This is a genomic window from Enterobacter sp. EGD-HP1 (assembly GCF_000733275.2).
GTDB lineage: Bacteria > Pseudomonadota > Gammaproteobacteria > Enterobacterales > Enterobacteriaceae > Enterobacter.
Genome location: NZ_AVOP01000033.1, coordinates 17338 through 43611, shown reverse-complemented (window position 1 = coordinate 43611; position 26274 = coordinate 17338). Strand labels below are relative to the sequence as shown.

General features: G+C 54.1%; 24 protein-coding genes. 18 read left to right on the top strand and 6 right to left on the bottom strand.

The features are described from left to right. Positions 1-4 precede the first annotated feature (4 nt). Together btuF and mtnN are read right to left on the bottom strand one after the other, a co-directional pair. Positions 5-805, bottom strand: a complete 801-nt coding sequence (gene btuF / locus N037_RS17480; RefSeq protein WP_032642490.1) for a vitamin B12 ABC transporter substrate-binding protein BtuF — start codon at positions 803-805, stop codon at positions 5-7. Continuing rightward, positions 798-1496 carry a 5'-methylthioadenosine/S-adenosylhomocysteine nucleosidase gene (gene mtnN / locus N037_RS17475; protein WP_032642488.1) on the bottom strand — a complete coding sequence of 233 codons (699 nt, stop codon included), beginning with the start codon at positions 1494-1496 and terminating at the stop codon, positions 798-800. The genes btuF and mtnN overlap by 8 nt, the downstream gene beginning before the upstream one ends. Before the next feature lie 82 nt (positions 1497-1578). Here mtnN and dgt point away from each other — a divergent pair, with 82 nt between their 5' ends. From dgt to cdaR, 3 genes are all read left to right on the top strand, one after another. After that, positions 1579-3093: a dGTPase gene (dgt, locus tag N037_RS17470; protein ID WP_032642486.1), complete on the top strand. Its 1515-nt coding sequence runs from the start codon at positions 1579-1581 to the stop codon at positions 3091-3093. A gap of 131 nt (positions 3094-3224) precedes the next feature. Continuing rightward, positions 3225-4661 carry a serine endoprotease DegP gene (degP, locus tag N037_RS17465; protein ID WP_023334569.1) on the top strand — a complete coding sequence of 479 codons (1437 nt, stop codon included), beginning with the start codon at positions 3225-3227 and terminating at the stop codon, positions 4659-4661. Positions 4662-4807: 146 nt separating this feature from the next. Next, entirely contained in the window at positions 4808-5965 is a 1158-nt protein-coding gene (gene cdaR, locus N037_RS17460) for a DNA-binding transcriptional regulator CdaR (protein ID WP_032642484.1), read from the top strand. Between the two features lie 104 nt (positions 5966-6069). On the opposite strand, the gene N037_RS17455 is transcribed toward cdaR, so the two are convergent. The 4 genes from N037_RS17455 to map form a co-directional block, all read right to left on the bottom strand. After that, positions 6070-6459, bottom strand: coding sequence for a DUF3461 family protein (locus N037_RS17455; RefSeq protein WP_008501916.1), 390 nt, complete (start codon positions 6457-6459; stop codon positions 6070-6072). A 111-nt stretch (positions 6460-6570) separates the two neighbouring features. Continuing rightward, positions 6571-7395, bottom strand: coding sequence for a 2,3,4,5-tetrahydropyridine-2,6-dicarboxylate N-succinyltransferase (dapD, locus tag N037_RS17450; protein ID WP_008501915.1), 825 nt, complete (start codon positions 7393-7395; stop codon positions 6571-6573). Positions 7396-7427: 32 nt separating this feature from the next. Continuing rightward, a complete protein-coding gene (glnD, locus tag N037_RS17445; protein WP_023334571.1) occupies positions 7428-10103 on the bottom strand; it encodes a bifunctional uridylyltransferase/uridylyl-removing protein GlnD in 2676 nt (891 codons plus the stop codon). A 63-nt stretch (positions 10104-10166) separates the two neighbouring features. Beyond that, complete coding sequence (gene map / locus N037_RS17440; protein ID WP_023310454.1) at positions 10167-10961, bottom strand: type I methionyl aminopeptidase; 795 nt, start codon at positions 10959-10961, stop codon at positions 10167-10169. A gap of 321 nt (positions 10962-11282) precedes the next feature. Between map and rpsB the strand changes: the two genes are divergently transcribed. The 15 genes from rpsB (at position 11283) to rnhB (ending at position 26236) form a co-directional block, all read left to right on the top strand. Continuing rightward, complete coding sequence (rpsB, locus tag N037_RS17435) at positions 11283-12008, top strand: 30S ribosomal protein S2 (protein WP_003856207.1); 726 nt, start codon at positions 11283-11285, stop codon at positions 12006-12008. A 117-nt stretch (positions 12009-12125) separates the two neighbouring features. Continuing rightward, the gene (gene tsf, locus N037_RS17430; protein WP_023334572.1) at positions 12126-12977 is read left to right on the top strand and encodes a translation elongation factor Ts; all 852 of its coding nucleotides are present in this window, start codon (positions 12126-12128) and stop codon (positions 12975-12977) included. Between the two features lie 150 nt (positions 12978-13127). Then, the gene (gene pyrH, locus N037_RS17425; protein ID WP_006173609.1) at positions 13128-13853 is read left to right on the top strand and encodes a UMP kinase; all 726 of its coding nucleotides are present in this window, start codon (positions 13128-13130) and stop codon (positions 13851-13853) included. A 167-nt stretch (positions 13854-14020) separates the two neighbouring features. After that, the gene (gene frr / locus N037_RS17420; protein ID WP_023334573.1) at positions 14021-14578 is read left to right on the top strand and encodes a ribosome recycling factor; all 558 of its coding nucleotides are present in this window, start codon (positions 14021-14023) and stop codon (positions 14576-14578) included. Positions 14579-14673: 95 nt separating this feature from the next. Next, positions 14674-15873, top strand: a complete 1200-nt coding sequence (ispC, locus tag N037_RS17415) for a 1-deoxy-D-xylulose-5-phosphate reductoisomerase (protein WP_023334574.1) — start codon at positions 14674-14676, stop codon at positions 15871-15873. Positions 15874-16059: 186 nt separating this feature from the next. Then, positions 16060-16818 carry a (2E,6E)-farnesyl-diphosphate-specific ditrans,polycis-undecaprenyl-diphosphate synthase gene (gene ispU / locus N037_RS17410; RefSeq protein WP_024907522.1) on the top strand — a complete coding sequence of 253 codons (759 nt, stop codon included), beginning with the start codon at positions 16060-16062 and terminating at the stop codon, positions 16816-16818. 12 nt (positions 16819-16830) lie between these two features. Continuing rightward, the gene (cdsA, locus tag N037_RS17405) at positions 16831-17688 is read left to right on the top strand and encodes a phosphatidate cytidylyltransferase (protein ID WP_023310457.1); all 858 of its coding nucleotides are present in this window, start codon (positions 16831-16833) and stop codon (positions 17686-17688) included. Between the two features lie 11 nt (positions 17689-17699). Further along, on the top strand, positions 17700-19052 hold the full coding sequence (rseP, locus tag N037_RS17400) for a sigma E protease regulator RseP (protein WP_023310458.1): 1353 nt from the start codon (positions 17700-17702) through the stop codon (positions 19050-19052). A gap of 29 nt (positions 19053-19081) precedes the next feature. Then, a complete protein-coding gene (gene bamA, locus N037_RS17395; RefSeq protein WP_023334575.1) occupies positions 19082-21499 on the top strand; it encodes an outer membrane protein assembly factor BamA in 2418 nt (805 codons plus the stop codon). 122 nt (positions 21500-21621) lie between these two features. Further along, a complete protein-coding gene (skp, locus tag N037_RS17390) occupies positions 21622-22116 on the top strand; it encodes a molecular chaperone Skp (RefSeq protein WP_023334576.1) in 495 nt (164 codons plus the stop codon). A 3-nt stretch (positions 22117-22119) separates the two neighbouring features. Next, positions 22120-23145, top strand: coding sequence for a UDP-3-O-(3-hydroxymyristoyl)glucosamine N-acyltransferase (gene lpxD, locus N037_RS17385; protein ID WP_023334577.1), 1026 nt, complete (start codon positions 22120-22122; stop codon positions 23143-23145). 102 nt (positions 23146-23247) lie between these two features. Next, a complete protein-coding gene (fabZ, locus tag N037_RS17380) occupies positions 23248-23703 on the top strand; it encodes a 3-hydroxyacyl-ACP dehydratase FabZ (protein WP_010426706.1) in 456 nt (151 codons plus the stop codon). A 3-nt stretch (positions 23704-23706) separates the two neighbouring features. Further along, positions 23707-24495, top strand: coding sequence for an acyl-ACP--UDP-N-acetylglucosamine O-acyltransferase (gene lpxA / locus N037_RS17375; RefSeq protein ID WP_023310462.1), 789 nt, complete (start codon positions 23707-23709; stop codon positions 24493-24495). Then, positions 24495-25643, top strand: a complete 1149-nt coding sequence (gene lpxB, locus N037_RS17370) for a lipid-A-disaccharide synthase (protein WP_023334578.1) — start codon at positions 24495-24497, stop codon at positions 25641-25643. Before lpxA ends, lpxB begins: the two co-directional genes overlap by 1 nt. Beyond that, entirely contained in the window at positions 25640-26236 is a 597-nt protein-coding gene (gene rnhB, locus N037_RS17365; RefSeq protein ID WP_023334579.1) for a ribonuclease HII, read from the top strand. The genes lpxB and rnhB overlap by 4 nt, the downstream gene beginning before the upstream one ends. Positions 26237-26274 lie beyond the last annotated feature (38 nt).

Genomic DNA, 26274 nt, shown 5'->3' with positions numbered 1-26274 from the left:
TATGTTAGTGACTCTCTGCCAGCGCGGCACAGAGCTGTTTTGCGGCGAGGATAATACGCGGGCTGGCGCGTTCAAACCAGTCGCTGTTGAGGGGTATTACCGGTATTTTTAGCTGCTTTTGCCAGAATTGCTCAATTTTGGGAATTTCGCTCGCATTTCCGACCACGACGATGGCCTGCGGCTGGCGCGCCAGAACCTGCTCACGGCTCACCTGAGGCCACGGTACCCGGCTGGCAGCAAAGATATTTTCCCCGCCGCAGACCTCCAGCACCTGGTTCTGAATCGACCCTTTTCCGGTGGTGAACAGCGGCTGGCTGCCAAACTGCAGGAAGATGCGCTTTTTAACTGGGGTATCGTACCGGGATTTCAGCGCGGCATAGTCGCTTAGCATTTGCTTCGCCACAGCCTCGGCTTTTTTGGGGGTAGGGCTATAGGGTGCCAGGGCGCGCAGCGACTGAGCGACCTGCTCAATGCTGACGGCATCAATCCACATCACTTTTATGCCAAGCGAGGTGAGCTGGTTGACCTGCCGCTCGGCGTTGCCGCCTCGCCAGGCCAGCACGAGATCGGGTTTAAGCGCCACGATGCGCTCAACGTTCATCCCCTGCCAGGTTACCACCTGTTCAATATCCGCGGCTTGTGGTGGGTAATCCGAATAGCTACTCACGCCAACCGGGGTGATCCCGGCGGCAAATGCCAGTTCCGTATTCGCGGGAGAGAGCGTAATCACACGCGGCACAGCATAGAGCCACAGCGGAGCGAGAAGAAGCAGGGCGGCCAGCGCCCTGACGGTATGTTTAGCCACGTGCCAGATTCTGCACCAGGCGTTCCACCATCACGGTGGACTGTTTTGCCGCAACGGTCAGGAACTCGTCGAAGCTGATGTGGGACTGCTGGTCTGCCACGTCAGAGATGGCGCGAACCACCACGAACGGTACGCTGAAGTTATGGCAAACATGAGCGATCGCGGTCGCTTCCATCTCAACGGCAACCGCCTGAGGGAAGTTATGACGGATTTTCGCCAGCCCAACGGAGCCGTTGATGAAGGCATCACCGCTGACAATCAGACCGCGTACCGCGTTGAGGTTGAGTTCTGCGATGCAGGCCTCTGCCGCCGCAATCAGTTTGTCGTCAGCTTTAAAACCCGCAGGGCAGCCCGGAAGCTGACCGTACTCGTAACCGAACGCGGTGACGTCGGCATCGTGGTAACGCGCTTCGTCGGAGACAACGATATCACCCACTTTCAGCGTCGGCGCCAGGCCGCCCGCAGAGCCGGTATTCACGATCACGTCCGGCTTGCAGCGCTCGAGCAGCAGGGTTGCACCCAGCGCAGCAGCTACTTTACCGATGCCTGATTTCAGCAGAGCCACGTCAACGCCGTTCAGCTGGCCGGTGTAGATCTCACAACCACCCAGAGAGAGTGTCTGACGGTTCTCAATTTTGTCACGCAGCAGCGTAACTTCTTCTTCCATTGCACCAATAATGCCGATTTTCATAGATTTACTCGCGATGTGCCTTGTTAAGATGCATAGTCTATCATGCGGTTAAGGGGAAACGCATTCTCACGCGGGGGAGCACATGGCACCAATCGATTTTCGCACCAAAATTAACTGGCACCGACGTTTCCGTTCGCCGCAGGGCGACAAGAGCGAGCATGAGATCCTGCGTATCTTCGAGAGCGATCGCGGGAGGATTATTAACTCGCCCGCCATTCGCCGTCTGCAGCAAAAGACCCAGGTATTCCCGCTGGAGCGTAACGCCGCGGTGCGCACCCGCTTAACCCACTCAATGGAAGTGCAGCAGGTCGGGCGCTATATTGCCAAAGAGATTTTAAGCCGTCTCAAAGAGCAGCGTTTACTGGAAACCTACGGTCTGGACGAACTGACGGGGCCCTTCGAGAGCATCGTTGAGATGGCCTGCCTGATGCATGACATCGGCAACCCGCCTTTCGGTCACTTTGGTGAGGCGGCTATCAATGACTGGTTTAAGCAGCGGCTTTATCCTTCGGATGCGGTAAGCCAGCCCCTCAGCGATGACCGCTGCATCGTACGCGATTTACGCCTGCGTGAAGGTGAAGAGCGGCTGAACGACCTGCGCCGCAAAGTGCGCCAGGATTTGTGTCACTTCGAAGGCAACGCGCAGGGGATCCGGCTGGTCCATTCCCTGATGCGCATGAACCTGACCTGGGCACAGGTCGGCTGCATTCTGAAATATACGCGCCCCGCGTGGTGGATGGGGGATACGCCTGCGTCCCACAGCTATTTAATGAAAAAACCGGGCTATTACCTTTCTGAAGAGGCCTATATTGAACGGTTACGTAAAGAACTTTCATTGACGCCAAACGGCCGCTTCCCATTGACCTGGATTATGGAAGCCGCCGATGATATTTCCTATTGCGTAGCCGATCTGGAGGATGCCGTTGAGAAAAGAATCTTCAGCGTCGAGGAGCTTTATCAGCATCTTTATGCGGCCTGGGGGACTCATGAAAAAGGCTCGCTGTTTGCGCAGGTTGTCGAAAATGCCTGGGAAAAATCGCGCTCAAATACGTTAAGCCGCAGTACGGAAGACCAATTCTTTATGTATTTGCGGGTCAATACATTAAATAAACTGGTGCCGTATGCGGCGTCGCGCTTTATTGATAATTTACCGCTGATCTTCAGCGGGGAATTCAACCACGCGCTGCTGGAAGATGACAGCAGTTTCAGTCAACTCCTTGAGCTTTATAAACAGGTGGCGATGCGGCATGTATTTAGCCATCCGGATGTTGAGCAGCTGGAACTGCAGGGCTATCGGGTAATCAGTGGGTTACTGGAAATTTATTCCCCGTTGCTCCAGCTGTCGTTCGACGAGTTCAGCGAGCTGGTGGAACATGAGCGCGTGCGCCGAATACCTATCGAATCGCGGCTTTATCAGAAACTCTCTACCCGGCATCGTCTGGCGTATGTCGAAGCGATTGGCAAGCTGGATCGCCACGCTTCCCAATGGCCGGTGATGGAATATTATTATCGCTGCCGTCTTATCCAGGACTATATCAGCGGCATGACGGATTTGTATGCCTGGGATGAATACCGCAAGCTGATGGCGGTGGAATAATCCCTGAGTTTTGTAAAGACGGCCAATAAATTTTTACCTTTTCCATAAACTTATCACCGGAACTAAGCGGTATAAAACGAATCTGAGTTACACAGCAATTTTGCGTTACCTGTAAATCGAGATTGAGAAACATGAAAAAAACCACATTAGCAATGAGTGCACTGGCTCTGAGTTTAGGTTTAGCGCTGTCTCCTCTGACTGCTACTGCAGCCGAGACCGCGTCGTCGGCAGCAACCGCGCAGCAGATGCCAAGCCTGGCACCGATGCTCGAAAAAGTGATGCCATCGGTGGTGAGTATTAACGTTGAGGGCAGCACGACCGTCAATACGCCGCGTATGCCGCGTAACTTCCAGCAGTTCTTCGGTGATAACTCACCGTTCTGCCAGGACGGTTCGCCATTCCAGAGTTCACCGTTCTGTCAGGGCGGCGGTGCCGGGGATGACAGCCAGGGCGGCGGCCAGCAGCAGAAATTCATGGCGCTTGGCTCGGGGGTGATTATTGATGCCGCGAAAGGCTACGTCGTCACCAACAACCACGTGGTTGATAACGCTAACAGCATTAAGGTTCAGCTGAGCGATGGCCGCAAGTTCGACGCCAAAGTGGTGGGTAAAGACCCGCGCTCCGACATCGCGCTGATTCAAATTCAGGATCCGAAAAACCTGACGGCGATTAAAATTGCCGACTCCGACGCGCTGCGCGTGGGCGACTATACCGTGGCGATCGGTAACCCATTCGGTCTGGGTGAAACCGTGACCTCGGGTATCGTCTCTGCGCTGGGCCGTAGCGGCCTCAATGCCGAGAACTATGAAAACTTCATCCAGACGGATGCGGCGATCAACCGCGGTAACTCCGGCGGTGCGCTGGTGAACCTGAACGGTGAGCTGATCGGTATCAACACCGCGATCCTGGCACCGGACGGCGGCAACATCGGGATCGGCTTTGCTATCCCAAGTAACATGGTGAAAAACCTGACCTCGCAGATGGTGCAGTATGGCCAGGTGAAACGCGGCGAGCTGGGTATCCTCGGGACTGAGCTGAACTCCGAACTGGCGAAGGCGATGAAAGTTGACGCCCAGCGCGGGGCATTCGTCAGCCAGGTGATGCCAAATTCCTCTGCGGCGAAAGCGGGCATTAAAGCGGGTGATGTGATCACCTCCCTGAACGGTAAGCCGATCAGCAGCTTTGCCGCCCTGCGTGCCGAAGTGGGCTCAATGCCGATTGGCAGCAAAGTGACCCTCGGCCTGCTGCGCGACGGTAAGCCGGTTAACGTGAGCCTGGAACTGCAGCAGAGCAGCCAGAATCAGGTGGATTCCAGCACCATCTTCAGCGGTATTGAAGGTGCCGAGATGAGCAATAAAGGCGCAGACAAAGGCGTGGTGGTGAACAACGTGAAAGCGAATTCACCGGCAGCCCGTATCGGCCTGAAAAAAGGCGATGTGATTATGGGCGCTAACCAGCAACCAGTGAAAAACATCGCTGAACTGCGCAAGATCCTCGACAGCAAGCCTTCCGTGCTGGCGCTGAATATCCAGCGTGGTGATACTTCGCTTTATCTGCTGATGCAGTAATCCTCTGAAGCCCCTGTTCGCAGGGGCTTTCTCGTTTCTGTGATTCTTGCCACAACTCCATACTTCTCCCTCTCTCTTTGTGCATTCGCACAATGCAGCCGTCGCTGAACTTCCCTATGCTTGAGCTCTGCTCACGGGAGGATTCTATGGCTGGCTGGCATCTTGATACCAAAATGGCGCAGGATATCGTGGCGCGCACTATGCGCATCATTGATACCAATATCAACGTAATGGATGCCCGCGGGCGCATTATTGGCAGCGGCGATCGCGAGCGTATTGGGGAATTGCACGAAGGTGCGCTGCTGGTGCTCTCCCAGGGGCGGGTCGTGGATATCGACGATGCGGTAGCGAAACACCTGCACGGCGTACGTCAGGGCATCAATTTACCGCTGCGCCTTGAAGGCGAAATTGTGGGGGTAATCGGCCTGACCGGCGAGCCCGAGTCACTGCGAAAATACGGTGAGCTGGTCTGTATGACGGCAGAGATGATGCTGGAGCAGTCGCGCCTGATGCACCTGCTTGCCCAGGACAGCCGCCTGCGTGAAGAGCTGGTGATGAACCTTATTCAGGCGGAAGATCATACGCCTGCGCTCAGCGAATGGGCGCAGCGTCTGGGGATCGATCTGAACCAGCCGCGCGTGGTGGCGGTCATTGAGGTCGATAGCGGCCAGCTTGGCGTAGACAGCGCGATGGCCGAACTGCAGCAGCTGCAAAACGCGCTGGCGACGCCGGAGCGCGACAACCTGGTGGCGATCGTTTCTCTGACGGAAATGGTGGTGCTCAAACCGGCGCTTAACGCGTTCGGCCGCTGGGATGCGGAAGATCATCGTCGTCGCGTGGAGCTGCTGATTTCCCGGATGAAGGAGAATGGTCAGCTGCGTTTTCGCGTTGCGCTGGGCAACTACTTTACCGGGCCGGGCAGTATCGCTCGCTCCTGGCGTACCGCGCGCACCACCATGATGGTGGGCAAGCAGCGCATGCCGGAGAGCCGCAGCTATTTCTATCAGGATCTGATGCTGCCGGTGCTGCTCGACAGCCTGCGCGGGGGCTGGCAGGCCAATGAGCTGGCGCGGCCATTAGCGCGTCTGAAAGCCATGGATAACAACGGCCTGCTGCGCCGGACGCTGCAGGCGTGGTTCCGCCATAACGTGCAGCCGCTGGCGACCTCAAAGGCGCTGTTTATTCACCGCAATACGCTGGAGTATCGGTTAAACCGGATTTCGGAGCTGACGGGGCTGGACCTGGGAAACTTTGACGACAGGCTGCTGCTGTATGTGGCGCTGCAGCTGGATGAGCAGCGATGATGTTGTTTGCCGGGTGGCGGCTTCGCCTTACCCGGCCTACATGATGGTTTTCTCCCTCTCCCATGGGGAGAGGGCCGGGGTGAGGGCATCAGGCCGCACCCAACTTATTTGTTGCGAGTTAATTTCTCAAGATCCGCTTCAATCTCGCTGATCTTATTCGTTACAACGCTTTCAAGGTGACGCAGATCGTCAAGGATCTTACGTTTAAGATCGACTTCGGTGCGGTCGCGCTGGCAGATCTGATCGAGTTCATCGATCACATAGCGCAGGTTAGGGCTGATTTCCTGTACTTCTTTGTATCCCTGTCCTACACCGTCAGCAACAACGGTCTTACGCTGGCGCGGATATTTAAACTTCACGCTTTTGGCGAAAAACTCTCCTTTGTCCTTGTGAAAATAGATTTTCAGAATATCGTTATTGGCTTCCTGACGGAGGCTGTAACGATCAATTTCATCAGGATTGGTAATGCCCAGACTTTTCAGATTATCGTACATAGCGGTACCCTTGATCTCAACATAACCTTTGAATAATTAACGAAAAAATCTATTTTCGCCACCCTCAGATATAAAAAAAGCGGGGTTGCCCCCGCTTTTTGTTATACCCGATTAATCGATGGTGCGCAGCAATTCGTTGATGCCCACTTTACCGCGCGTTTTCGCATCCACTTTCTTCACGATAACCGCACAGTACAGGCTGTATTTGCCATCTTTTGACGGCAGGTTGCCGGAAACCACCACGGAACCCGCCGGTACGCGACCGTAGTGAACTTCGCCGGTTTCACGATCGTAAATACGGGTGCTCTGACCGATGTAAACGCCCATGGAGATCACGGAGCCTTCTTCCACGATCACGCCTTCGACTACTTCAGAGCGCGCGCCGATGAAGCAGTTGTCTTCGATGATGGTCGGGTTAGCCTGCAGTGGCTCCAGAACGCCACCGATGCCCACGCCGCCGGACAGGTGAACGTTTTTACCGATCTGCGCGCATGAACCGACAGTCGCCCAGGTGTCAACCATGGTGCCTTCGTCAACGTAGGCACCGATGTTCACGTAGGATGGCATCAGCACGGTGTTGCGTGCGATGAATGCGCCCTGACGTACTGCCGCAGGCGGTACCACGCGGAACCCTTCTTTCTGGAAACGCGCTTCGTCGTAGTCAGCGAATTTCATAGGGACTTTATCGAAGTAGCGGCTTTCAGCTCCGTCGATAACCTGGTTATCGTTGATACGGAAAGAGAGCAGCACGGCTTTCTTCAGCCATTGATGAGTGACCCACTGACCGTCGATTTTTTCTGCCACGCGCAGCGCGCCGGAATCCAGAAGGGAAATCACCTGGTTTACCGCTTCACGGGTCACGGTATCCACATTTGCCGGGGTAATCTCGGCGCGACGCTCAAAAGCGGACTCAATAACGTTCTGTAACTGCTGCATTGTTTACTCTTTCCATTTCACTAAAAAACATATCACCCTTTATCGTTTGGATTGAGGGCTGCTGTCAACCGTTGTTGCACTTCAAGCTGCAGGTCATTATTAAGGGCACGCCGGTCCGCTGTCGCGATTATAAATAAATCTTCTACTCGCTCGCCAATCGTTGTAATTCGGGCCCCATGGAGCGAAATTCCCAGATCGGCAAAAACCTGGCCGACGCGGGCGAGCAGCCCCGGCTGGTCGAGCGCGATCAGCTCCAGGAACGATTTACGGTCGGTGTGGGTCGGCAGGAAATTGACCTCGGTATCGACGGTAAAGTGGCGCAATTTCGCCGGCTGGCGGCGCGGCTGCGGGGGCTGCCAGCTGCGCTGGGTAATCGCCTGTTCCAGACCAAAACGTATCCCTTCATGCCTGTCCGACGAGAGCGGGCTGCCGTCCGGCTCAAGCACGATAAAGGTGTCCATCGCCATGCCGTCGCGGGTGGTGAAAATCTGCGCGTCGTGAACGCTCAGGTTACGCCTGTCCAGCTCGGCGCAGACCGCAGCAAACAGATAAGGTCGGTCCGGGCTCCAGATGAAAATCTCCGTCCCGCCGCGGGTAGCCTGCGGGCTCAGGAGGATCATCGGCTGGGACAGATCGTGCTTCAGCAGGTGCCGCGCGTGCCACGCAAGCTGGTTTGGGCTATGGCGGACAAAATAGTTGGCACGGCAGCGGGCCCAAATCTGATGCAGTGCCTCTTCATCAATGTTGTCCATCCGCAGCAGCGCCAGCGCCTGGAGCTGGTGATGACGCACGCGCTCGCGCATGTCCGGGGTGTTTTGCATCCCACGACGCAGCTGTTTTTCAGTGGCGAAGTACAGCTCGCGCAGCAGGCTCTGCTTCCAGCTGTTCCACAGGGTCTCGTTGGTGGCGCAGATATCGGCCACCGTCAGGCAAACCAGATAGCGCAGACGGTTTTCCGTCTGAACCACTTCCGCGAACTGCTTGATCACTTCAGGATCCTGAATGTCACGACGCTGCGCGGTGACCGACATCAGCAGGTGATGGCGTACCAGCCAGGCCACCAGCTGCGTTTCACGCGAGTTCAGGCCGTGCAGCTCGGCAAATTTCAGCACGTCCTGCGCGCCAAGCACCGAATGGTCACCGCCGCGACCTTTGGCGATATCGTGGAACAGAGCGGCAATCAGGATCAGTTCCGGATGGGTCAGGCGCGGCCACAGCTCCACGCACAGCGGGTGGCGGGAGCGCGTCTCTTCTTTCGCAAAGCTTTCCAGCTTGAGCATCACGCGGATCGTGTGTTCATCCACCGTGTAGGCATGGAACAGATCGAACTGCATTTGCCCGACAATGTGGGACCACTGTGGCATATAGGCCCACAGCACGCTGTGGCGGTGCATCGGCAGCAGCCCGCGGCTGACGGCGCCCGGGTGGCGGAGCATGCTCAGGAACAGCGAGCGCGCTTCCGGGATATAGCACAGCGGCTGCGTCAGATGACGGCGCGCATGGCGCAGATGACGCAGGGTGGTGGAGTAGATCCCGGTGATGGTGCTGTTGCGCACCATGGTATAGAACATCCGCAGAATCGCTTCCGGCTCGCGGATGAATAGCGTTTCGTCGCGCAGATCGATAAGCGTCCCGCGCAGCTGGAACTCATCATCAATCGGGCGCGGTTTCTCGTCCGCCGTCAGGGCCAGAATGGCCTCGTCGAACAGCTGCAGCAGCATCTGGTTCAGCTCGGTCACCCGGCGGGTGACGCGGAAGAAATCCTTCATCATGTGCTCAACCGGCTCGTTGCCTTCGCCCTGATAATTCAGGCGCTGCGCCACGCTGAGCTGGCGATCAAACAGCAGGCGGTTGTCATAGCGGGTGACTTCCAGATGCAGGGCAAACCGGATGCGCCACAGCAGGTGCAGGCACTCGTTCAGCTCGTTACGCTCTGCCTCGGTTAAGAAGCCGAAGCCGACCATCTCGTCCATCGAGGTGGCGCCAAAATGGCGGCGGGCGACCCACTGCAGGGTATGGATGTCGCGCAGGCCGCCGGGGCTGCTTTTAATATCGGGCTCAAGATTATAGCTGGTGCCGTGGTAGCGCTGGTGGCGCTGGTTTTGCTCCTCGACCTTCGCGGCGAAGAACTTTTCTGACGGCCAGAAGCCGTCGCTGAAGATGTGCTTTTGCAGCTCCAGGAACAGGGCGACGTCGCCAATCAGCAGGCGGGTTTCAATCAGGTTAGTGGCAACGGTCAGGTCCGATAACCCTTCCAGCAGGCACTCTTCCAGGGTGCGCACGCTGTGGCCGACCTCCAGCTTCACGTCCCAGAGCAGCGTCAGCAGTTCGCCAATTTTTTGCGCCTGTTCGTCCGGCAGCTTTTTGCGGCTTAAGATCAGCAGATCGATATCGGAAAGCGGATGCAGCTCACCGCGGCCATAGCCCCCGACGGCAACCAGCGCAACATCGCTGACTTGCCCAAACCCGTAATCAATCCACAGACGCTGCAGCAACTGGTCGATAAATTCGGTGCGCGCTTCAATGAGCTGCTCGGCCGATACGCCCGCGTCGAACGCGCTGCCCAGCCAGCGATGGAAGACATCCATATGGGCTTTAATATGCGCGCAGGTCAGCTCGTGCGACGGCCAGACGCCCGGGTTATCGGGCTGGTCGGGAAGGGTGGGAAGTGCTGTGTTAGCATACTGTTCGGGTAAAAGATTACTCATCGTGCGCCACCCATAAGAAAAAGCTATAGCCATTAAAAAAGCCGGCATTCGCCGGCTTTTTTATCATTCATCGTGCGTCAGTATCGCCGGGATGGTGTCATCCTTGCGCAACGTCATAATTTCGCAGCCGTTGTCTGTTACCACAATAGTATGCTCGTACTGCGCAGACAAGCTTCTGTCTTTGGTTTTCACCGTCCAGCCGTCTTTCATGGTGCGGATGCGGTAATCACCTGCGTTGACCATCGGCTCAATGGTAAAGGTCATGCCTTTTTGCAGCACCACGCCGCCGTCATCGGCATCATAGTGCAGGACCTGCGGCTCTTCATGGAAGACGCGACCAATGCCGTGGCCGCAGTACTCGCGCACCACGGAGAAACCTTCTGCTTCCACAAATTTCTGGATTGCTGCACCGATGGTACGCAGGCGAATACCCGGTTTAACCATTTTCAGCGCCAGATAGAGACTCTCTTGCGTCACTTTGCACAGACGCTCGCCAAGAATCGTCGGCTTGCCAACGATGAACATTTTTGAGGTGTCACCGTGGTACTCGTCTTTAATGACGGTCACGTCGATGTTGACGATGTCGCCATCTTTCAGCAGTTTTTCGTCGTCCGGGATGCCGTGACACACCACTTCATTAATAGAGATGCAGACGGATTTCGGGAAACCGTGGTAGCCGAGGCAGGCGGAAACCGCGTGCTGCTCGTTCACGATATAGTCGTTACAGATACGGTCAAGTTCACCGGTGCTAACGCCCGGCTTCACGAACGGCTCAATCATTTCCAGCACTTCCGCGGCCAGACGACCGGCGACGCGCATCTTTTCAATTTCTTCAGGTGTCTTAATAGAGATAGCCATGTAATCTGTCCATCGGTGTCGATTTTTTCGACAATACTAGTCTAAGTGTCGTCAATGGTATCAGTCAGGCACGCTCCGTGCCAAATTGAGAATCATTAACAGCACACTCCGCCAACAACTGTTGGTTTCTGGTCGTGTTTTGTGGTATAAAGCGCGCCGGACTTCCGATCCATCTCAGATACACAGGCTGGACGGAAGCGACAAATCTCACTTTGTGTAACAACACACACGTATCGGCACATATTCCGGGGTGCCCTTCGGGGTCGGTAATATGGGATACGTGGAGGCATAACCCCAACTTTCAATATAGAGGTTTTAAACATGGCAACTGTTTCCATGCGCGACATGCTCAAGGCTGGTGTTCACTTCGGTCACCAGACCCGTTACTGGAACCCGAAAATGAAGCCTTTCATCTTCGGCGCGCGTAACAAAGTTCACATCATCAACCTTGAGAAAACTGTACCAATGTTCAACGAAGCCCTGGCTGAGCTGAACAAGATCTCTTCCCGTAAAGGTAAGATTCTGTTCGTTGGTACTAAGCGCGCTGCAAGCGAAGCTGTGAAAGATGCTGCTAACAGCTGCGACCAGTTCTTCGTGAACCATCGCTGGTTGGGCGGCATGCTGACCAACTGGAAAACTGTTCGTCAGTCCATCAAACGCCTGAAAGATCTGGAAACCCAGTCTCAGGACGGTACTTTCGACAAGCTGACTAAGAAAGAAGCGCTGATGCGCACTCGTGAACTGGACAAGCTGGAAAACAGCCTGGGCGGTATCAAAGATATGGGCGGCCTGCCAGACGCGCTGTTCGTAATCGATGCAGACCACGAGCACATCGCTATCAAAGAAGCTAACAACCTGGGTATCCCGGTATTCGCTATCGTTGATACCAACTCCGATCCGGACGGTGTTGACTTCGTTATCCCGGGTAACGACGACGCAATCCGTGCTGTTAGCCTGTACCTGAGCGCTGTAGCTGCTACCGTTCGTGAAGGCCGTTCCCAGGATCTGGCTTCTCAGGCGGAAGAAAGCTTCGTAGAAGCTGAATAATAAGGTTTTACCCCTTATTAGTACCGTGTATGAATAGGGGCCCATTACCGGCCCCTTTTTTCAATTTACACTGTTTGGCCCCCGGCCGGGCAGTTCACATCTCCCGAGGATTTAAGAATGGCTGAAATTACCGCATCCCTGGTAAAAGAGCTGCGCGAGCGTACTGGCGCAGGCATGATGGATTGCAAAAAAGCGCTGACTGAAGCGAACGGCGACATCGAGCTGGCAATCGAAAACATGCGTAAATCCGGTGCGATCAAAGCAGCTAAAAAAGCAGGCAACGTTGCTGCTGACGGCGTGATCATCACTAAAATCGACGGCAACTACGGCATCATTCTGGAAGTTAACTGCCAGACTGACTTCGTTGCTAAAGATGGCGGTTTCCAGGCATTTGCTAACAAAGTTCTGGACGCAGCTGTTGCGGGTAAAATCACTGACGTTGAAGTTCTGAAAGCACAGTTCGAAGAAGAGCGTGTTGCGCTGGTTGCTAAAATCGGTGAGAACATCAACATTCGTCGCGTTTCTTCTCTGGAAGGCGAAGTACTGGGTTCTTACCAGCACGGCGCACGTATCGGTGTTCTGGTTGCGGCTAAAGGCGCTGACGAAGAGCTGGTTAAACAGCTGGCTATGCACATCGCTGCAAGCAAACCAGAATTCGTTAAGCCAGAAGACGTGTCTGCTGAAGTGGTAGAGAAAGAGTACCAGGTACAGCTGGACATCGCGATGCAGTCTGGTAAGCCAAAAGAAATCGCAGAGAAAATGGTTGAAGGCCGCATGAAGAAATTCACCGGCGAAGTTTCTCTGACTGGCCAGCCATTCGTAATGGACCCAAGCAAGTCTGTTGCTCAGCTGCTGAAAGAGCACAACGCTGACGTAACTGGCTTCATCCGCTTCGAAGTGGGCGAAGGCATCGAGAAAGTTGAGACTGACTTCGCAGCAGAAGTTGCTGCAATGTCCAAGCAGTCTTAATGATTGAAAAGGAGCCGCCTGAGGGCGGCTTCTTTTTGTCACCCGTCACAGGAAATCAGACAGGCTCCAGTATCGCTGTGCTGATTTGCGGCATATCATGTCGCCAGAATTAACCCCCATCTTAATCGTTGACAGTCTCAGGAAAGAAACATGGCTACCAATGCAAAACCCGTGTACAAACGCATTCTGCTTAAGCTGAGTGGCGAAGCACTGCAGGGAACGGAAGGCTTCGGTATTGACGCAAGCATCCTTGATCGCATGGCACAGGAAATCAAAGAACTGGTCGAACTGGGTATCCAGGTTGGCGTGGTCATTGGCGGTGGCAACCTTTTCCGTGGTGCTGGTCTGGCGAAAGCGGGGATGAACCGCGTTGTGGGCGACCACATGGGTATGCTGGCAACCGTCATGAATGGCCTGGCAATGCGTGATGCACTGCATCGCGCCTATGTGAATGCCCGCCTGATGTCCGCGATTCCCCTGAATGGCGTTTGCGATAACTACAGCTGGGCAGAAGCCATCAGCCTGCTGCGCAACAACCGCGTGGTGATCCTCTCCGCCGGTACGGGTAACCCGTTCTTTACAACCGATTCCGCTGCCTGCCTGCGCGGTATCGAGATCGAAGCCGATGTGGTACTGAAAGCGACCAAAGTAGACGGCGTGTTTACTGCCGACCCGGCAAAAGATCCTTCTGCCACCATGTACGATCAGCTGAGCTACAGTGAAGTGCTGGATAAAGAGCTGAAAGTGATGGATCTTGCCGCCTTCACGCTGGCTCGCGACCACAAACTGCCGATCCGTGTCTTCAACATGAACAAGCCTGGCGCACTGCGTCGCGTGGTCATGGGCGAAAAAGAAGGCACTTTGATCACGGAATAATTTCCGTTGACGATAAATACAGGTAAGATTCCGCTTTATTTTGTAGTGGTATCTTACCCGGACGCGCCTTTGGCGTTGTCATGAATTAAACGCGACTATACTTAGCACACCTGTAGCGCTGTGCTGGCGGATAGTCTGCCTGAGACAAGTTTTCAAGGATTCGTAACGTGATTAACGACATCAGAAAAGATGCTGAAGTACGCATGGAAAAATGCGTAGAAGCGTTCAAAACCCAAATCAGCAAAATCCGTACTGGCCGTGCTTCTCCAAGCCTGCTGGATGGCATCATCGTAGAATACTACGGTACGCCAACCCCTCTGCGTCAGCTGGCGAGCGTAACGGTAGAAGATACCCGTACGCTGAAAATCAACGTGTTCGATCGTTCTATGAGCCCGGCCGTTGAGAAAGCGATCATGGCCTCTGACCTCGGACTGAACCCAAGCTCTGCGGGCGCTGACATCCGCGTTCCACTGCCTCCACTGACGGAAGAGCGTCGTAAAGATCTGATCAAAGTGGTTCGTGGCGAAGCTGAGCAGGGTCGTGTATCCGTGCGTAACGTCCGTCGCGACGCGAACGATAAAGTAAAAGCGCTGCTGAAAGAAAAAGAGATCAGTGAAGATGACGATCGTCGTTCTCAGGACGACATTCAGAAAATGACCGACGCTGCCATCAAGAAAATTGATGCGGCGCTGGCAGATAAAGAAGCGGAACTGATGCAGTTCTGATTTCTGTCGTACACTGATAAACGCCGTTCAGAGGGACTTCGGGTCTTGCTGGCGGCGTTTTGCTTTTATCTGGTCTAACTTTTTTCGGGCATCTCATGAAGCATTTAACACTCCTCGGCTCGACCGGCTCTATCGGTTGCAGCACTCTCGACGTTGTTCGCCATAATCCTGAACTTTACACCGTGACAGCGCTGGTGGCCGGAAAGAATGTGCAGCGAATGGTCGAGCAGTGCCTGGAGTTTGCGCCCCGCTATGCGGTGATGGATGACGAAGAGAGCGCGCGTCTGCTGAAAGCACAGCTGCGTGAAAGGGGCAGTCGAACCGAGGTGCTGTGTGGCCAGCAGGCGGCCTGCGAGATGGCGGCGCTGGATGAGGTGGATCAGGTGATGGCGGCCATCGTCGGGGCGGCAGGATTATTGCCGACGCTTGCCGCGATTGACGCCGGTAAGGATGTCCTGCTGGCCAATAAAGAGTCGCTGGTCACCTGCGGACGCCTGTTTATGGATGCGGTGAAGCAGCGCGGCGCGCGCCTTTTGCCGGTCGACAGCGAGCACAACGCGATTTTTCAGAGTTTACCGCAACCTTTTCAACAGAACCTGGGGTACGCTGATCTGGAGCAGAATGGCGTAGTGTCTATTCTGCTTACCGGGTCTGGTGGCCCGTTCCGTGAAACACCACTGTCTGAACTGCGCGCCATGACGCCGGATCAGGCGTGCCGTCATCCGAACTGGTCGATGGGGCGTAAAATCTCCGTTGATTCTGCCACCATGATGAACAAAGGTCTGGAATACATTGAAGCGCGCTGGCTGTTTAATGCGTCAGCGAAACAGATGGAAGTACTGATTCACCCGCAATCGGTGATTCACTCGATGGTGCGTTATCAGGATGGCAGCGTGCTGGCACAGCTGGGCGAGCCGGACATGCGTACGCCGATTGCCCATTCAATGGCGTGGCCAAATCGAGTGAAATCCGGCGTGAAGCCGCTTGATTTCTGCAAGCTAAGTTCCCTGACGTTCAGTGAACCAGACTACGAGCGCTATCCTTGTCTGAAGCTTGCGATGAATGCCTTTGACCAGGGGCAGGCGGCGACGACGGCACTTAATGCAGCCAATGAAATTACCGTTGAGGCATTTCTGAATCAGCAAATTCGTTTTACCGATATTGCGTCGTTAAATTTATCGGTACTGGAGATGATGGATTTGCGCGAACCACAGAGCGTGGAAGAGGTGCTGGCGGTGGATGCAGCTGCGCGTAATATTGCGCGCCAACAGGTGACACGTCTCGCAAGCTGGTGATAAAGCAAGCACTAGTCGTCGTGCTATTTGTTAGCGTTGGGCTTCAGTGATATAGTCTGCGCCACCTGATCGCAGGTATTTGACTTAATGTGGTCAGGTGAGCCGTGGTTTGACACGGCTTTTTTATGTATAGGCTTCAGTATTCCTGAGTACCGTTAAATCCTTTTCAGGGACAAAAAACGCGTTATGTTGTCTGCGAATCAACCAATAAGCGAAAATTTGCCAGCTCATGGCTGCCGTCATGTAGCAATCATTATGGATGGCAATGGCCGCTGGGCGAAAAGACAAGGGAAGATACGAGCCTTTGGGCATAAAGCGGGGGCGAAATCCGTTCGCCGCGCCGTTTCTTTTGCCGCCAACAACGGCATTGATGCGTTAACGCTCTATGCTTTTAGCAGTGAAAACTGGAATCGGCCTCTGCAGGAAGTGACTGCGTTGATGGAATTGTTTGTGTGGGCGCTAGACAGCGAAGTAAAAAGCCTGCACCGCCACAACGTCCGCCTGCGTATCATTGGCGATACCAGTCGTTTTAACTCACGTTTGCAGGAACGGATTCGCAAAGCAGAAGCGCTGACGGAAAATAACACCGGTCTGACGCTGAATATCGCGGCGAATTACGGCGGACGCTGGGATATTATCCAGGGCGTTCGGCATCTGGCCGAACAGGTTCAGGAAGGGCTGTTGAGACCCGACCAAATTGATGAAGAGGCGCTGAGCAAGCAAATCTGCATGAATGAACAGGCACCTGTGGATTTGGTAATTAGGACAGGGGGGGAACATCGCATAAGTAACTTTTTGATATGGCAAATTGCCTATGCCGAACTTTACTTTACGGATGTTCTTTGGCCCGATTTTGATGAACAAGACTTTGAAGGTGCGCTGCATGCCTTTGCCAATCGAGAGCGTCGTTTCGGCGGCACCGAGCCTGGTGGCGACAAAGCCTGATGGGGGTAGCTTTTGCTGAAGTATCGCCTGATTTCCGCTTTTGTATTAATACCCATTGTCATTGCGGCGCTGTTTTTACTGCCCCCGGTGGGATTCGCTATTGTCACGCTGGTGGTGTGCATGCTCGCCGCGTGGGAATGGGGACAGTTTAGCGGCTTTACCTCGCGCACTCAGCGAGTATGGCTTGCGGTACTTTGTGGCTTTATCCTGGCCATAATGCTGTTTACGTTGCCTGAATATCACCATGATATTCATCAGCCCCTGGTTGCCGGTTCCTTGTGGATATCGTTGGCCTGGTGGGTTGCCGCGCTGTTGCTGGTTCTTTTTTATCCAGGTTCCGCGGCGTTATGGCGTAATTCAAAAGTGCTGCGACTGATTTTTGGTTTGCTCACAATTATTCCTTTTTTCTGGGGTATGGTTGCGCTGCGCGCCTGGCACTACGACGAAAACCACTACAGCGGTGCGATCTGGCTGCTTTATGTGATGATTCTGGTCTGGGGGGCTGACTCCGGGGCCTATATGTTTGGTAAACTGTTTGGCAAACATAAGCTGGCACCGAAGGTTTCTCCGGGCAAAACCTGGCAAGGATTCATCGGCGGCCTGTTTACGGCAGCGATCATCTCCTGGGGCTACGGCGTCTGGGCGAATCTTGAAGTGGCACCGTCAATACTGCTGGTGTGCTCAATTTTTGCTGCGCTTGCCTCCGTGCTCGGTGATTTAACCGAAAGTATGTTTAAGCGTGAAGCAGGGATTAAGGACAGCGGACACCTGATTCCAGGGCATGGCGGTATACTGGATCGCATTGATAGCCTGACAGCGGCTGTTCCAGTGTTTGCGTGTTTGCTTTTACTGGTATTCGGGACGATTTAACGGAAGGTTTTATGCTGAGCATTCTCTGGAATCTGGCGGCGTTCATTGTTGCACTGGGTGTACTGATTACCGTGCATGAATTTGGCCATTTCTGGGTTGCTCGCCGCTGTGGCGTGCGCGTGGAGCGGTTTTCCATCGGTTTTGGTAAATCACTCTGGACGCGCACCGACCGTCACGGCACGGAATTTGTCATCGCCCTTATCCCGCTGGGCGGCTACGTCAAAATGCTCGACGAACGCGTCGAGCCTGTCGCTCCTGAGCTGCGACACAGCGCATTCAACAATAAAACCGTTGGACAACGCGCCGCCATCATTGCTGCCGGACCGGTAGCCAACTTCATCTTTGCGATTTTCGCTTACTGGCTGGTGTTTATCATCGGCGTCCCTGGCGTGCGTCCGGTGGTGGGAGAAATTGCCCCCAACTCCATCGCGGCGAGTGCGCAAATTACATCCGGGATGGAACTTAAAGCGATTGATGGCATCGAAACCCCTGATTGGGATGCCGTGCGACTGCAGCTGGTAGCCAAAATCGGCGATCCGCAGACCACCATCAGCGTATCGCCGTTTGGTTCAGATACGCGTCAGGACAAAGTACTCGATTTACGTCACTGGCGTTTCGAGCCAGACAAAGAAGATCCCGTCGCTGCGCTGGGTATTCGTCCACGCGGCGCGCAGATCGAGCCGGTATTGGCCGAAGTACAGGCAAATTCGGCGGCGAGCAAAGCGGGTTTGCAAGCGGGCGACAGGATCGTTAAAGTCGATGGTCAACCATTAACAGAGTGGATGACCTTTGTTACTCTGGTGCGCGATAATCCGGGAACGTCTCTCGCGCTGGAAGTTGAAAGGCAAGGCAGTCCGCTTTCGCTGACGCTGATCCCGGATACGAAGTCGGTCGGCAAAAAGGCAGAAGGGTTTGCAGGCGTTGTGCCAAAAGTGATCCCGCTGCCAGATGAGTACAAGACAATACGCCAGTATGGGCCGTTCAGCGCCATCCTTGAAGCCACGGATAAAACATGGCAACTGATGAAGCTGACGGTCAACATGTTGGGGAAATTGATAACCGGTGATGTGAAACTGAACAACCTCAGTGGGCCAATTTCGATTGCTCAGGGGGCTGGGATGTCAGCGGAATTCGGGGTGATTTACTATCTCATGTTCCTCGCGCTCATTAGCGTGAACCTTGGGATAATCAACCTGTTCCCGCTTCCCGTTTTAGACGGGGGTCATCTGCTGTTTTTAGCGATTGAAAAGCTAAAAGGCGGACCGGTATCCGAGCGAGTTCAAGACTTTAGTTATCGCATTGGCTCGATTTTGCTGGTGCTGTTAATGGGGCTTGCACTTTTCAATGATTTCTCTCGGTTGTAAGAGAGTGTTAGGAAGAACGCATAATAACGATGGCGATGAAAAAGTTGCTCATAGCGTCGCTGCTGTTTAGCAGCGCCACCGTATACGGTGCTGACGGGTTCGTAGTGAAAGACATTCATTTCGAAGGCCTCCAGCGTGTCGCCGTTGGTGCGGCCCTCCTCAGTATGCCTGTACGCCCCGGCGATACGGTTAATGATGAAGATATCAGTAACACCATCCGTGCTCTGTTTGCCACTGGCAACTTTGAGGACGTTCGCGTTCTGCGCGATGGTGATACGCTGCTGGTACAGGTAAAAGAACGTCCAACGATCGCCAGTATCACTTTCTCCGGTAACAAGTCGGTGAAAGATGACATGCTCAAGCAGAACCTTGAAGCATCCGGTGTTCGTGTGGGTGAATCCCTGGACCGCACAACCCTTTCAGACATTGAAAAAGGTCTGGAAGACTTCTACTACAGCGTCGGTAAATACAGCGCCAGCGTGAAAGCGGTTGTCACTCCGCTGCCGCGTAACCGTGTTGACCTGAAGCTGGTCTTCCAGGAAGGTGTTTCTGCGAAGATCCAACAGATCAACATTGTCGGCAACCACGCGTTCAGCACCGACGAACTGATCTCCACCTTCCAGCTGCGCGATGAAGTGCCATGGTGGAACGTGGTAGGCGATCGCAAATATCAGAAACAGAAACTGGCGGGCGATCTTGAAACCCTGCGCAGCTACTATCTCGATCGTGGCTATGCGCGCTTCAACATTGACTCGACTCAGGTAAGCCTGACGCCGGACAAGAAAGGGATCTACATTACGGTCAACATTACTGAAGGCGAGCAGTACAAGCTTTCGGGTGTTGAGGTGAGTGGCAACCTGGCGGGGCATTCTGCTGAAATCGAATCTCTGACCAAAATTCAGCCAGGCGACCTGTATAGCGGTTCCAAGGTAACCAAAATGGAAGACAGCATTAAAAAGCTGCTCGGCCGCTATGGTTATGCTTATCCGCGCGTACAGACTCAGCCTGAAATCAACGATGCGGATAAAACCGTTAAGCTGCACGTGAATGTTGACGCGGGCAACCGCTTCTACGTGCGTAAGATCCGCTTCGTCGGTAACGACACCTCCAAAGATTCCGTTCTGCGTCGCGAAATGCGTCAGATGGAAGGCGCATGGTTGGGTAGCGACCTCGTTGATCAGGGTAAAGAGCGTCTGAACCGTCTGGGCTATTTTGAAACGGTGGATACCGATACCCAGCGCGTGCCGGGCAGCCCGGATCAGGTTGATGTCGTTTATAAAGTTAAAGAGCGTAACACCGGTAGCTTCAACTTCGGTGTGGGCTACGGTACTGAAAGCGGCGTCAGCTTCCAGGTTGGCGTGCAGCAGGATAACTGGCTGGGTACGGGTTACTCTGTCGGTATTAACGGCACCAAAAACGACTACCAGACCTACTCTGAGTTATCTGTGACTAACCCATACTTCACCGTTGACGGTGTGAGCCTGGGCGGTCGTATCTTCTATAACGACTTTAAAGCAGACGACGCGGACCTGTCTTCTTACACTAACAAGAGTTACGGTGTCGACGGTACGCTTGGCTTCCCGGTTAACGAATACAACACCCTGCGTGCGGGCTTAGGTTACGTGCATAACGACCTGTCCAATATGCAACCGCAGGTGGCCATGTGGCGTTATCTGGACTCAATCGGTCAGTCGGCGAGCAAAAACAGCGATAACAACGGTTTCGCTGCGGATGACTTCACCTTCAACTACGGCTGGACCTATAACCGTCTCGACCGTGGTTACTTCCCAACGGAAGGTTCTCGCGTCAACCTGAACGGTAAAGTTACCGTGCCGGGTTCCGATAACGAGTTCTATAAGGTGACGCTGGATACCGCGTCCTACTTCCCAATCGATGACGACCATAAGTGGGTGGTTCTGGGTCGTACCCGTTGGGGCTATGGCGACGGCTTGGGTGGCAAAGAACTGCCGTTCTATGAAAACTTCTATGCGGGTGGCTCCAGCACCGTTCGTGGTTTCCAGTCCAATAACATTGGTCCGAAAGCGGTTTACTACGGCGGGAACGACAAAGATAACTGTAATAAGTCTTCTTCATCCGAAGTCTGTAGCTCTGATGACGCGGTGGGCGGTAACGCCATGGCCGTTGCCAGCCTGGAGTTCATCACGCCAACGCCGTTTATCAGTGATAAATACGCAAACTCCGTGCGTACATCCTTCTTCTGGGATGCAGGTACGGTGTGGGATACCAACTGGGAGAACACTGCCCAGATGCGTGCAGCTGGCGTTCCAGACTACAGCGATCCGAGCAATATTCGCATGTCTGCCGGTATCGCATTACAATGGATGTCACCGCTGGGGCCGTTGGTCTTCTCTTACGCCCAGCCGTTTAAGAAATACGATGGAGACAAAGCGGAGCAATTCCAGTTTAACATTGGTAAAACCTGGTAATAATCCGCTGCAATGGAATGCGTTGGCAGTGTAGCGCTGACAACTGGCGATCGGTAACACGGTCGCCTTGCCACGCAAAGAACGGTACCTTCTGGTGCCAATGGGATGGTAAGGAGTTAATTGTGAAAAAGTGGTTATTAGCTGCAGGTCTCGGTTTAGCGATGGCAACTTCTGCTCAGGCAGCAGACAAAATTGCAATCGTCAACATGGGTAATTTGTTCCAGCAGGTTGCACAGAAAACGGGTGTTTCTGCGACTCTGGAAAACGAATTCAAAGGCCGTGCAAGCGAACTGCAGGGTATGGAAAACGATCTTCAGTCCAAAATGCAGCGTCTGCAGCGTGATGGTTCTACCATGAAAGCAAGCGACCGCAGCAAGCTGGAAAAAGACGTAATGGCTCAGCGCCAGGCGTTCTCCCAGAAAGCACAGGCTTTCGAGCAGGATCGTCAGCGTCGTTCTAACGAAGAACGCGGCAAGCTGGTGACTCGCATTCAGACCGCTGTTAAAGCAGTGGCTGCCGATCAGAGCATCGATCTGGTTGTTGATGCGAACGCCGTAGCTTTCAACAGCAGCGATGTTAAAGACATCACCGCTGACGTTCTGAAACAGGTTAAATAAGTAATGCCTTCAATTCGACTGGCTGATTTAGCTCAGCAGTTGGATGCAGAATTACACGGTGATGGCGATATCGTCATCACCGCTGTTGCGTCCATGCAATCTGCTAAAGCTGGCACGATAACCTTCATGGTAAGCCCTAAGTACCGTGAACAACTGGCTCAATGCCAGGCGTCAGCTGTTGTTCTGACGCAGGACGATCTTCCCTTTGCCACTGGAAGCGCGCTGGTAGTGAAAAATCCCTACCTGACGTATGCACGCATGGCTCAAATTCTTGATACCACGCCGCAGCCGGCGCAGAACATTGCTGCCAGTGCAGCGATTGACTCGACGGCTAAGCTGGGTAACAACGTCGCTATTGGCGCAAATGCGGTTATCGAATCTGGCGTTGTGCTGGGCGATAACGTCGTTATTGGCCCTGGTTGCTTCGTTGGGAAAAATACGAAAATCGGCGCTGGAACCCGTTTATGGGCCAATGTGTCCGTTTATCATGAAGTTGAAATCGGTGAAAATTGCCTCGTCCAGTCCAGTACCGTGATCGGTTCTGATGGCTTTGGTTACGCGAACGATCGCGGTAACTGGGTTAAGATCCCGCAGCTTGGTCGCGTTATTATTGGCGATCGCGTGGAGATCGGCGCCTGTACCACGATTGACCGTGGTGCACTTGACGACACGATCATTGGCAATGGTGTTATCATCGATAACCAGTGCCAGATTGCGCATAACGTTGTGATTGGCGACAATACCGCGGTTGCGGGGGGCGTCATCATGGCGGGCAGCCTGAAAATTGGTCGTTATTGCATGATTGGCGGCGCGAGCGTGATTAATGGCCATATGGAAATATGCGACAAGGTAACGGTGACGGGCATGGGCATGGTAATGCGTCCTATCACTGAACCTGGCGTCTATTCCTCCGGCATTCCGCTACAGCCCAACAAGGTATGGCGTAAAACAGCAGCTCTGGTGATGAACATTGATGATATGAGCAAGCGCCTCAAGTCTCTTGAGCGCAAAATCGATCAACAAGATTAAGCGTCATCCGTTTAACGCTATTTTTCCCGGCCTGTCGGCTTTCTAATAAACCGGCAGGCCGTGTTATTATTGTTATCAGTACATTTTGACAGGAAGAGTATTTTGACTACTGACACTCATACTCTGCATATTGAAGAGATTTTAGAACTTCTGCCGCACCGCTACCCGTTTCTGCTGGTAGACCGTGTGCTGGATTTTGAAGAAGGTCGTTTTCTGCGCGCAGTGAAAAATGTTTCCGTGAACGAGCCGTTCTTCCAGGGGCACTTCCCTGGTAAGCCTATCTTCCCGGGTGTGTTGATTCTGGAAGCGATGGCTCAGGCTACCGGTATTCTGGCGTTTAAAAGCGTCGGCAAACTGGAGCCAGGTGAGCTCTATTACTTCGCGGGTATTGATGAAGCGCGCTTTAAGCGCCCTGTCGTGCCTGGTGATCAGATGATCATGGAAGTCACTTTTGAAAAAACGCGTCGTGGCCTGACTCGCTTCAAAGGCGTAGCGCTGGTTGACGGCAAAGTTGTTTGCGAAGCGACGATGATGTGTGCTCGTAGCCGGGAGTCCTGATACGTGATTGATAAATCCGCCTTTATTCATCCTACCGCTATTGTGGAAACCGGTGCCATCATTGGCGCTAACGTCCACATTGGCCCGTTTTGTATTGTTGGACCCCATGTCGAAATTGGTGAGGGTACAGTACTGAAATCTCACGTTGTCGTGAATGGTCACACGACCATTGGCTGCAATAACGAGATCTATCAGTTCGCCTCCATCGGCGAAGTTAACCAGGATCTGAAATATGCTGGTGAGTCGACCCGTCTGGAAATTGGCGATCGTAACCGTATTCGCGAAAGCGTCACCATTCATCGTGGAACAGTACAAGGTGGTGGGTTGACGAAGGTGGGCAGCGATAACCTGTTCATGGTTAATGCGCATATCGCGCACGACTGTACCGTGGGTGACCGCTGTATTCTTGCCAACAACGCAACGCTGGCAGGACACGTATCGGTTGATGACTTCGCCATTATTGGCGGCATGACCGCAGTCCATCAGTTCTGCATCATTGGTGCGCACGTGATGGTTGGCGGATGCTCCGGTGTGGCGCAGGACGTTCCACCGTATGTGATTGCGCAGGGCAACCATGCCACGCCGTTTGGCGTGAACATCGAAGGTCTCAAGCGTCGTGGTTTTAGTCGCGAAGCGATTACTGCCATCCGCAACGCGTACAAACTGCTGTACCGTAGCGGTAAAACGCTGGAAGAGGCGAAGCCGGAAATTGCCGAGCTGGCGAATAAGCACCCGGAAGTGAACGCGTTCATGGAATTCTTTGACCGTTCAACAAGGGGTCTGATTCGTTAATGGTCGACAGTCGTCCGCTTACGATAGCCCTGGTCGCCGGAGAAACCTCCGGCGATATTCTTGGTGCCGGTCTCATCCGCGCGCTTAAGGCGCGTGTACCCAATGCTCGCTTTGTCGGCGTTGCTGGCCCGCTGATGCAGGCGGAAGGCTGTGAAGCCTGGTATGAAATGGAAGAGCTCGCCGTGATGGGCATCGTTGAGGTGCTGGGACGGCTACGCCGTTTGCTGCACATCCGTGCCGATCTCACCCGCCGCTTTACCGAACTTAAACCCGATGTGTTTGTCGGTATTGATGCACCTGATTTCAACATTACCCTCGAAGGGAATCTGAAAAAGCAGGGCATAAAAACCATTCACTACGTCAGTCCGTCCGTCTGGGCGTGGCGACAGAAACGCGTTTTCAAAATTGGACGGTCCACCAACCTGGTGCTGGCTTTTCTGCCTTTCGAAAAAGCGTTTTACGACAGATTTAATGTTCCGTGCCGTTTTATCGGTCATACCATGGCGGATGCGATGCCATTGGATCCGGATAAAAACGCGGCGCGCGACGCGCTGGGCATCCCGCATGATGTGCACTGTCTGGCACTGCTGCCAGGCAGCCGTGGCGCAGAAGTGGAGATGCTGAGCGCCGATTTCCTTAAAACAGCGCAAATTCTTCGCCAGACCTATCCTGACCTTGAAGTGGTTGTTCCGCTGGTGAATGCCAAACGCCGCGAGCAGTTTGAGCGCATCAAAGCGGAAGTTGCCCCGGATCTCCACGTGCGTCTTCTGGACGGTAAAGGACGGGAAGCGATGTATGCGAGTGATGCCGCGCTTTTAGCCTCCGGTACGGCGGCGCTGGAATGTATGCTGGCGAAATGCCCGATGGTGGTCGGTTATCGCATGAAGCCGTTCACCTTCTGGCTGGCAAAACGTCTGGTGAAAACGGATTATGTCTCCCTGCCAAACCTGCTTGCCGGGCGCGAGCTGGTGAAAGAGTTGCTGCAGGATGAGTGCCAGCCGCAGGCGCTTGCCGATGCACTGCTGCCGCTGCTCGCCAACGGCAAGACCAGCCACCAGATGCACGATACCTTCCGCGAACTGCATCAACTGATCCGCTGTAATGCTGATGAGCAAGCGGCTGATGCGGTGCTGGAGTTAGCAAAATGATGGAATTTGTTTATCCTCACACTCGCCTTGTGGCGGGCGTGGACGAAGTGGGTCGTGGCCCGTTGGTCGGGGCCGTGGTGACCGCCGCGGTGATCCTCGATCCGGCTCGCCCGATTATCGGGCTGAACGACTCAAAAAAATTATCTGAAAAGCGCCGGCTGGCGCTGTTTGGTGAGATTCAGGAGAAGGCGCTGGCCTGGAGCCTGGGGCGCGCTGAACCGCATGAAATAGACGAGCTGAATATTTTGCATGCCACGATGCTGGCGATGCAGCGTGCGGTAGCGGGTCTGAAAATTTCCCCGGAATATGTTCTGATTGACGGCAACCGCTGTCCTGCATTGCCCATGCCTGCAATGGCGGTCGTCAAAGGCGATAGCCGGGTCGCAGAAATTAGCGCAGCTTCTATTATTGCCAAAGTGACGCGCGACGCTGAAATGGCCGCGCTGGACCTCACTTACCCTCAGTATGGTTTCGCCCAGCATAAGGGGTATCCCACCCCTTTCCATCTGGAAAGGCTGGCTGAACATGGCGCAACCGAACACCACCGGCGCAGTTTTGGCCCGGTGAAACGCGCGCTGGGACGGGTGTCCTGAATCAATACGCAAGCAATTAAGTAACGCGGAATCTGAAG

Bases quoted from the DNA above. Each gene is read 5' to 3' on its own strand.
- rseP (WP_023310458.1), top strand. From the start codon at position 17,700: ATGCTGAGCATTCTCTGGAATCTGGCGGCGTTCATTGTTGCACTGGGT.
- dapD (WP_008501915.1), bottom strand. From the start codon at position 7,395: ATGCAGCAGTTACAGAACGTTATTGAGTCCGCTTTTGAGCGTCGCGCC.
- mtnN (WP_032642488.1), bottom strand. From the start codon at position 1,496: ATGAAAATCGGCATTATTGGTGCAATGGAAGAAGAAGTTACGCTGCTG.
- dgt (WP_032642486.1), top strand. From the start codon at position 1,579: ATGGCACCAATCGATTTTCGCACCAAAATTAACTGGCACCGACGTTTC.
- map (WP_023310454.1), bottom strand. From the start codon at position 10,961: ATGGCTATCTCTATTAAGACACCTGAAGAAATTGAAAAGATGCGCGTC.
- degP (WP_023334569.1), top strand. From the start codon at position 3,225: ATGAAAAAAACCACATTAGCAATGAGTGCACTGGCTCTGAGTTTAGGT.
- ispU (WP_024907522.1), top strand. From the start codon at position 16,060: ATGTTGTCTGCGAATCAACCAATAAGCGAAAATTTGCCAGCTCATGGC.
- cdaR (WP_032642484.1), top strand. From the start codon at position 4,808: ATGGCTGGCTGGCATCTTGATACCAAAATGGCGCAGGATATCGTGGCG.
- bamA (WP_023334575.1), top strand. From the start codon at position 19,082: ATGGCGATGAAAAAGTTGCTCATAGCGTCGCTGCTGTTTAGCAGCGCC.
- rnhB (WP_023334579.1), top strand. From the start codon at position 25,640: ATGATGGAATTTGTTTATCCTCACACTCGCCTTGTGGCGGGCGTGGAC.
- lpxB (WP_023334578.1), top strand. From the start codon at position 24,495: ATGGTCGACAGTCGTCCGCTTACGATAGCCCTGGTCGCCGGAGAAACC.
- tsf (WP_023334572.1), top strand. From the start codon at position 12,126: ATGGCTGAAATTACCGCATCCCTGGTAAAAGAGCTGCGCGAGCGTACT.
- ispC (WP_023334574.1), top strand. From the start codon at position 14,674: ATGAAGCATTTAACACTCCTCGGCTCGACCGGCTCTATCGGTTGCAGC.
- glnD (WP_023334571.1), bottom strand. From the start codon at position 10,103: ATGAGTAATCTTTTACCCGAACAGTATGCTAACACAGCACTTCCCACC.
- pyrH (WP_006173609.1), top strand. From the start codon at position 13,128: ATGGCTACCAATGCAAAACCCGTGTACAAACGCATTCTGCTTAAGCTG.
- N037_RS17455 (WP_008501916.1), bottom strand. From the start codon at position 6,459: ATGTACGATAATCTGAAAAGTCTGGGCATTACCAATCCTGATGAAATT.
- lpxD (WP_023334577.1), top strand. From the start codon at position 22,120: ATGCCTTCAATTCGACTGGCTGATTTAGCTCAGCAGTTGGATGCAGAA.
- rpsB (WP_003856207.1), top strand. From the start codon at position 11,283: ATGGCAACTGTTTCCATGCGCGACATGCTCAAGGCTGGTGTTCACTTC.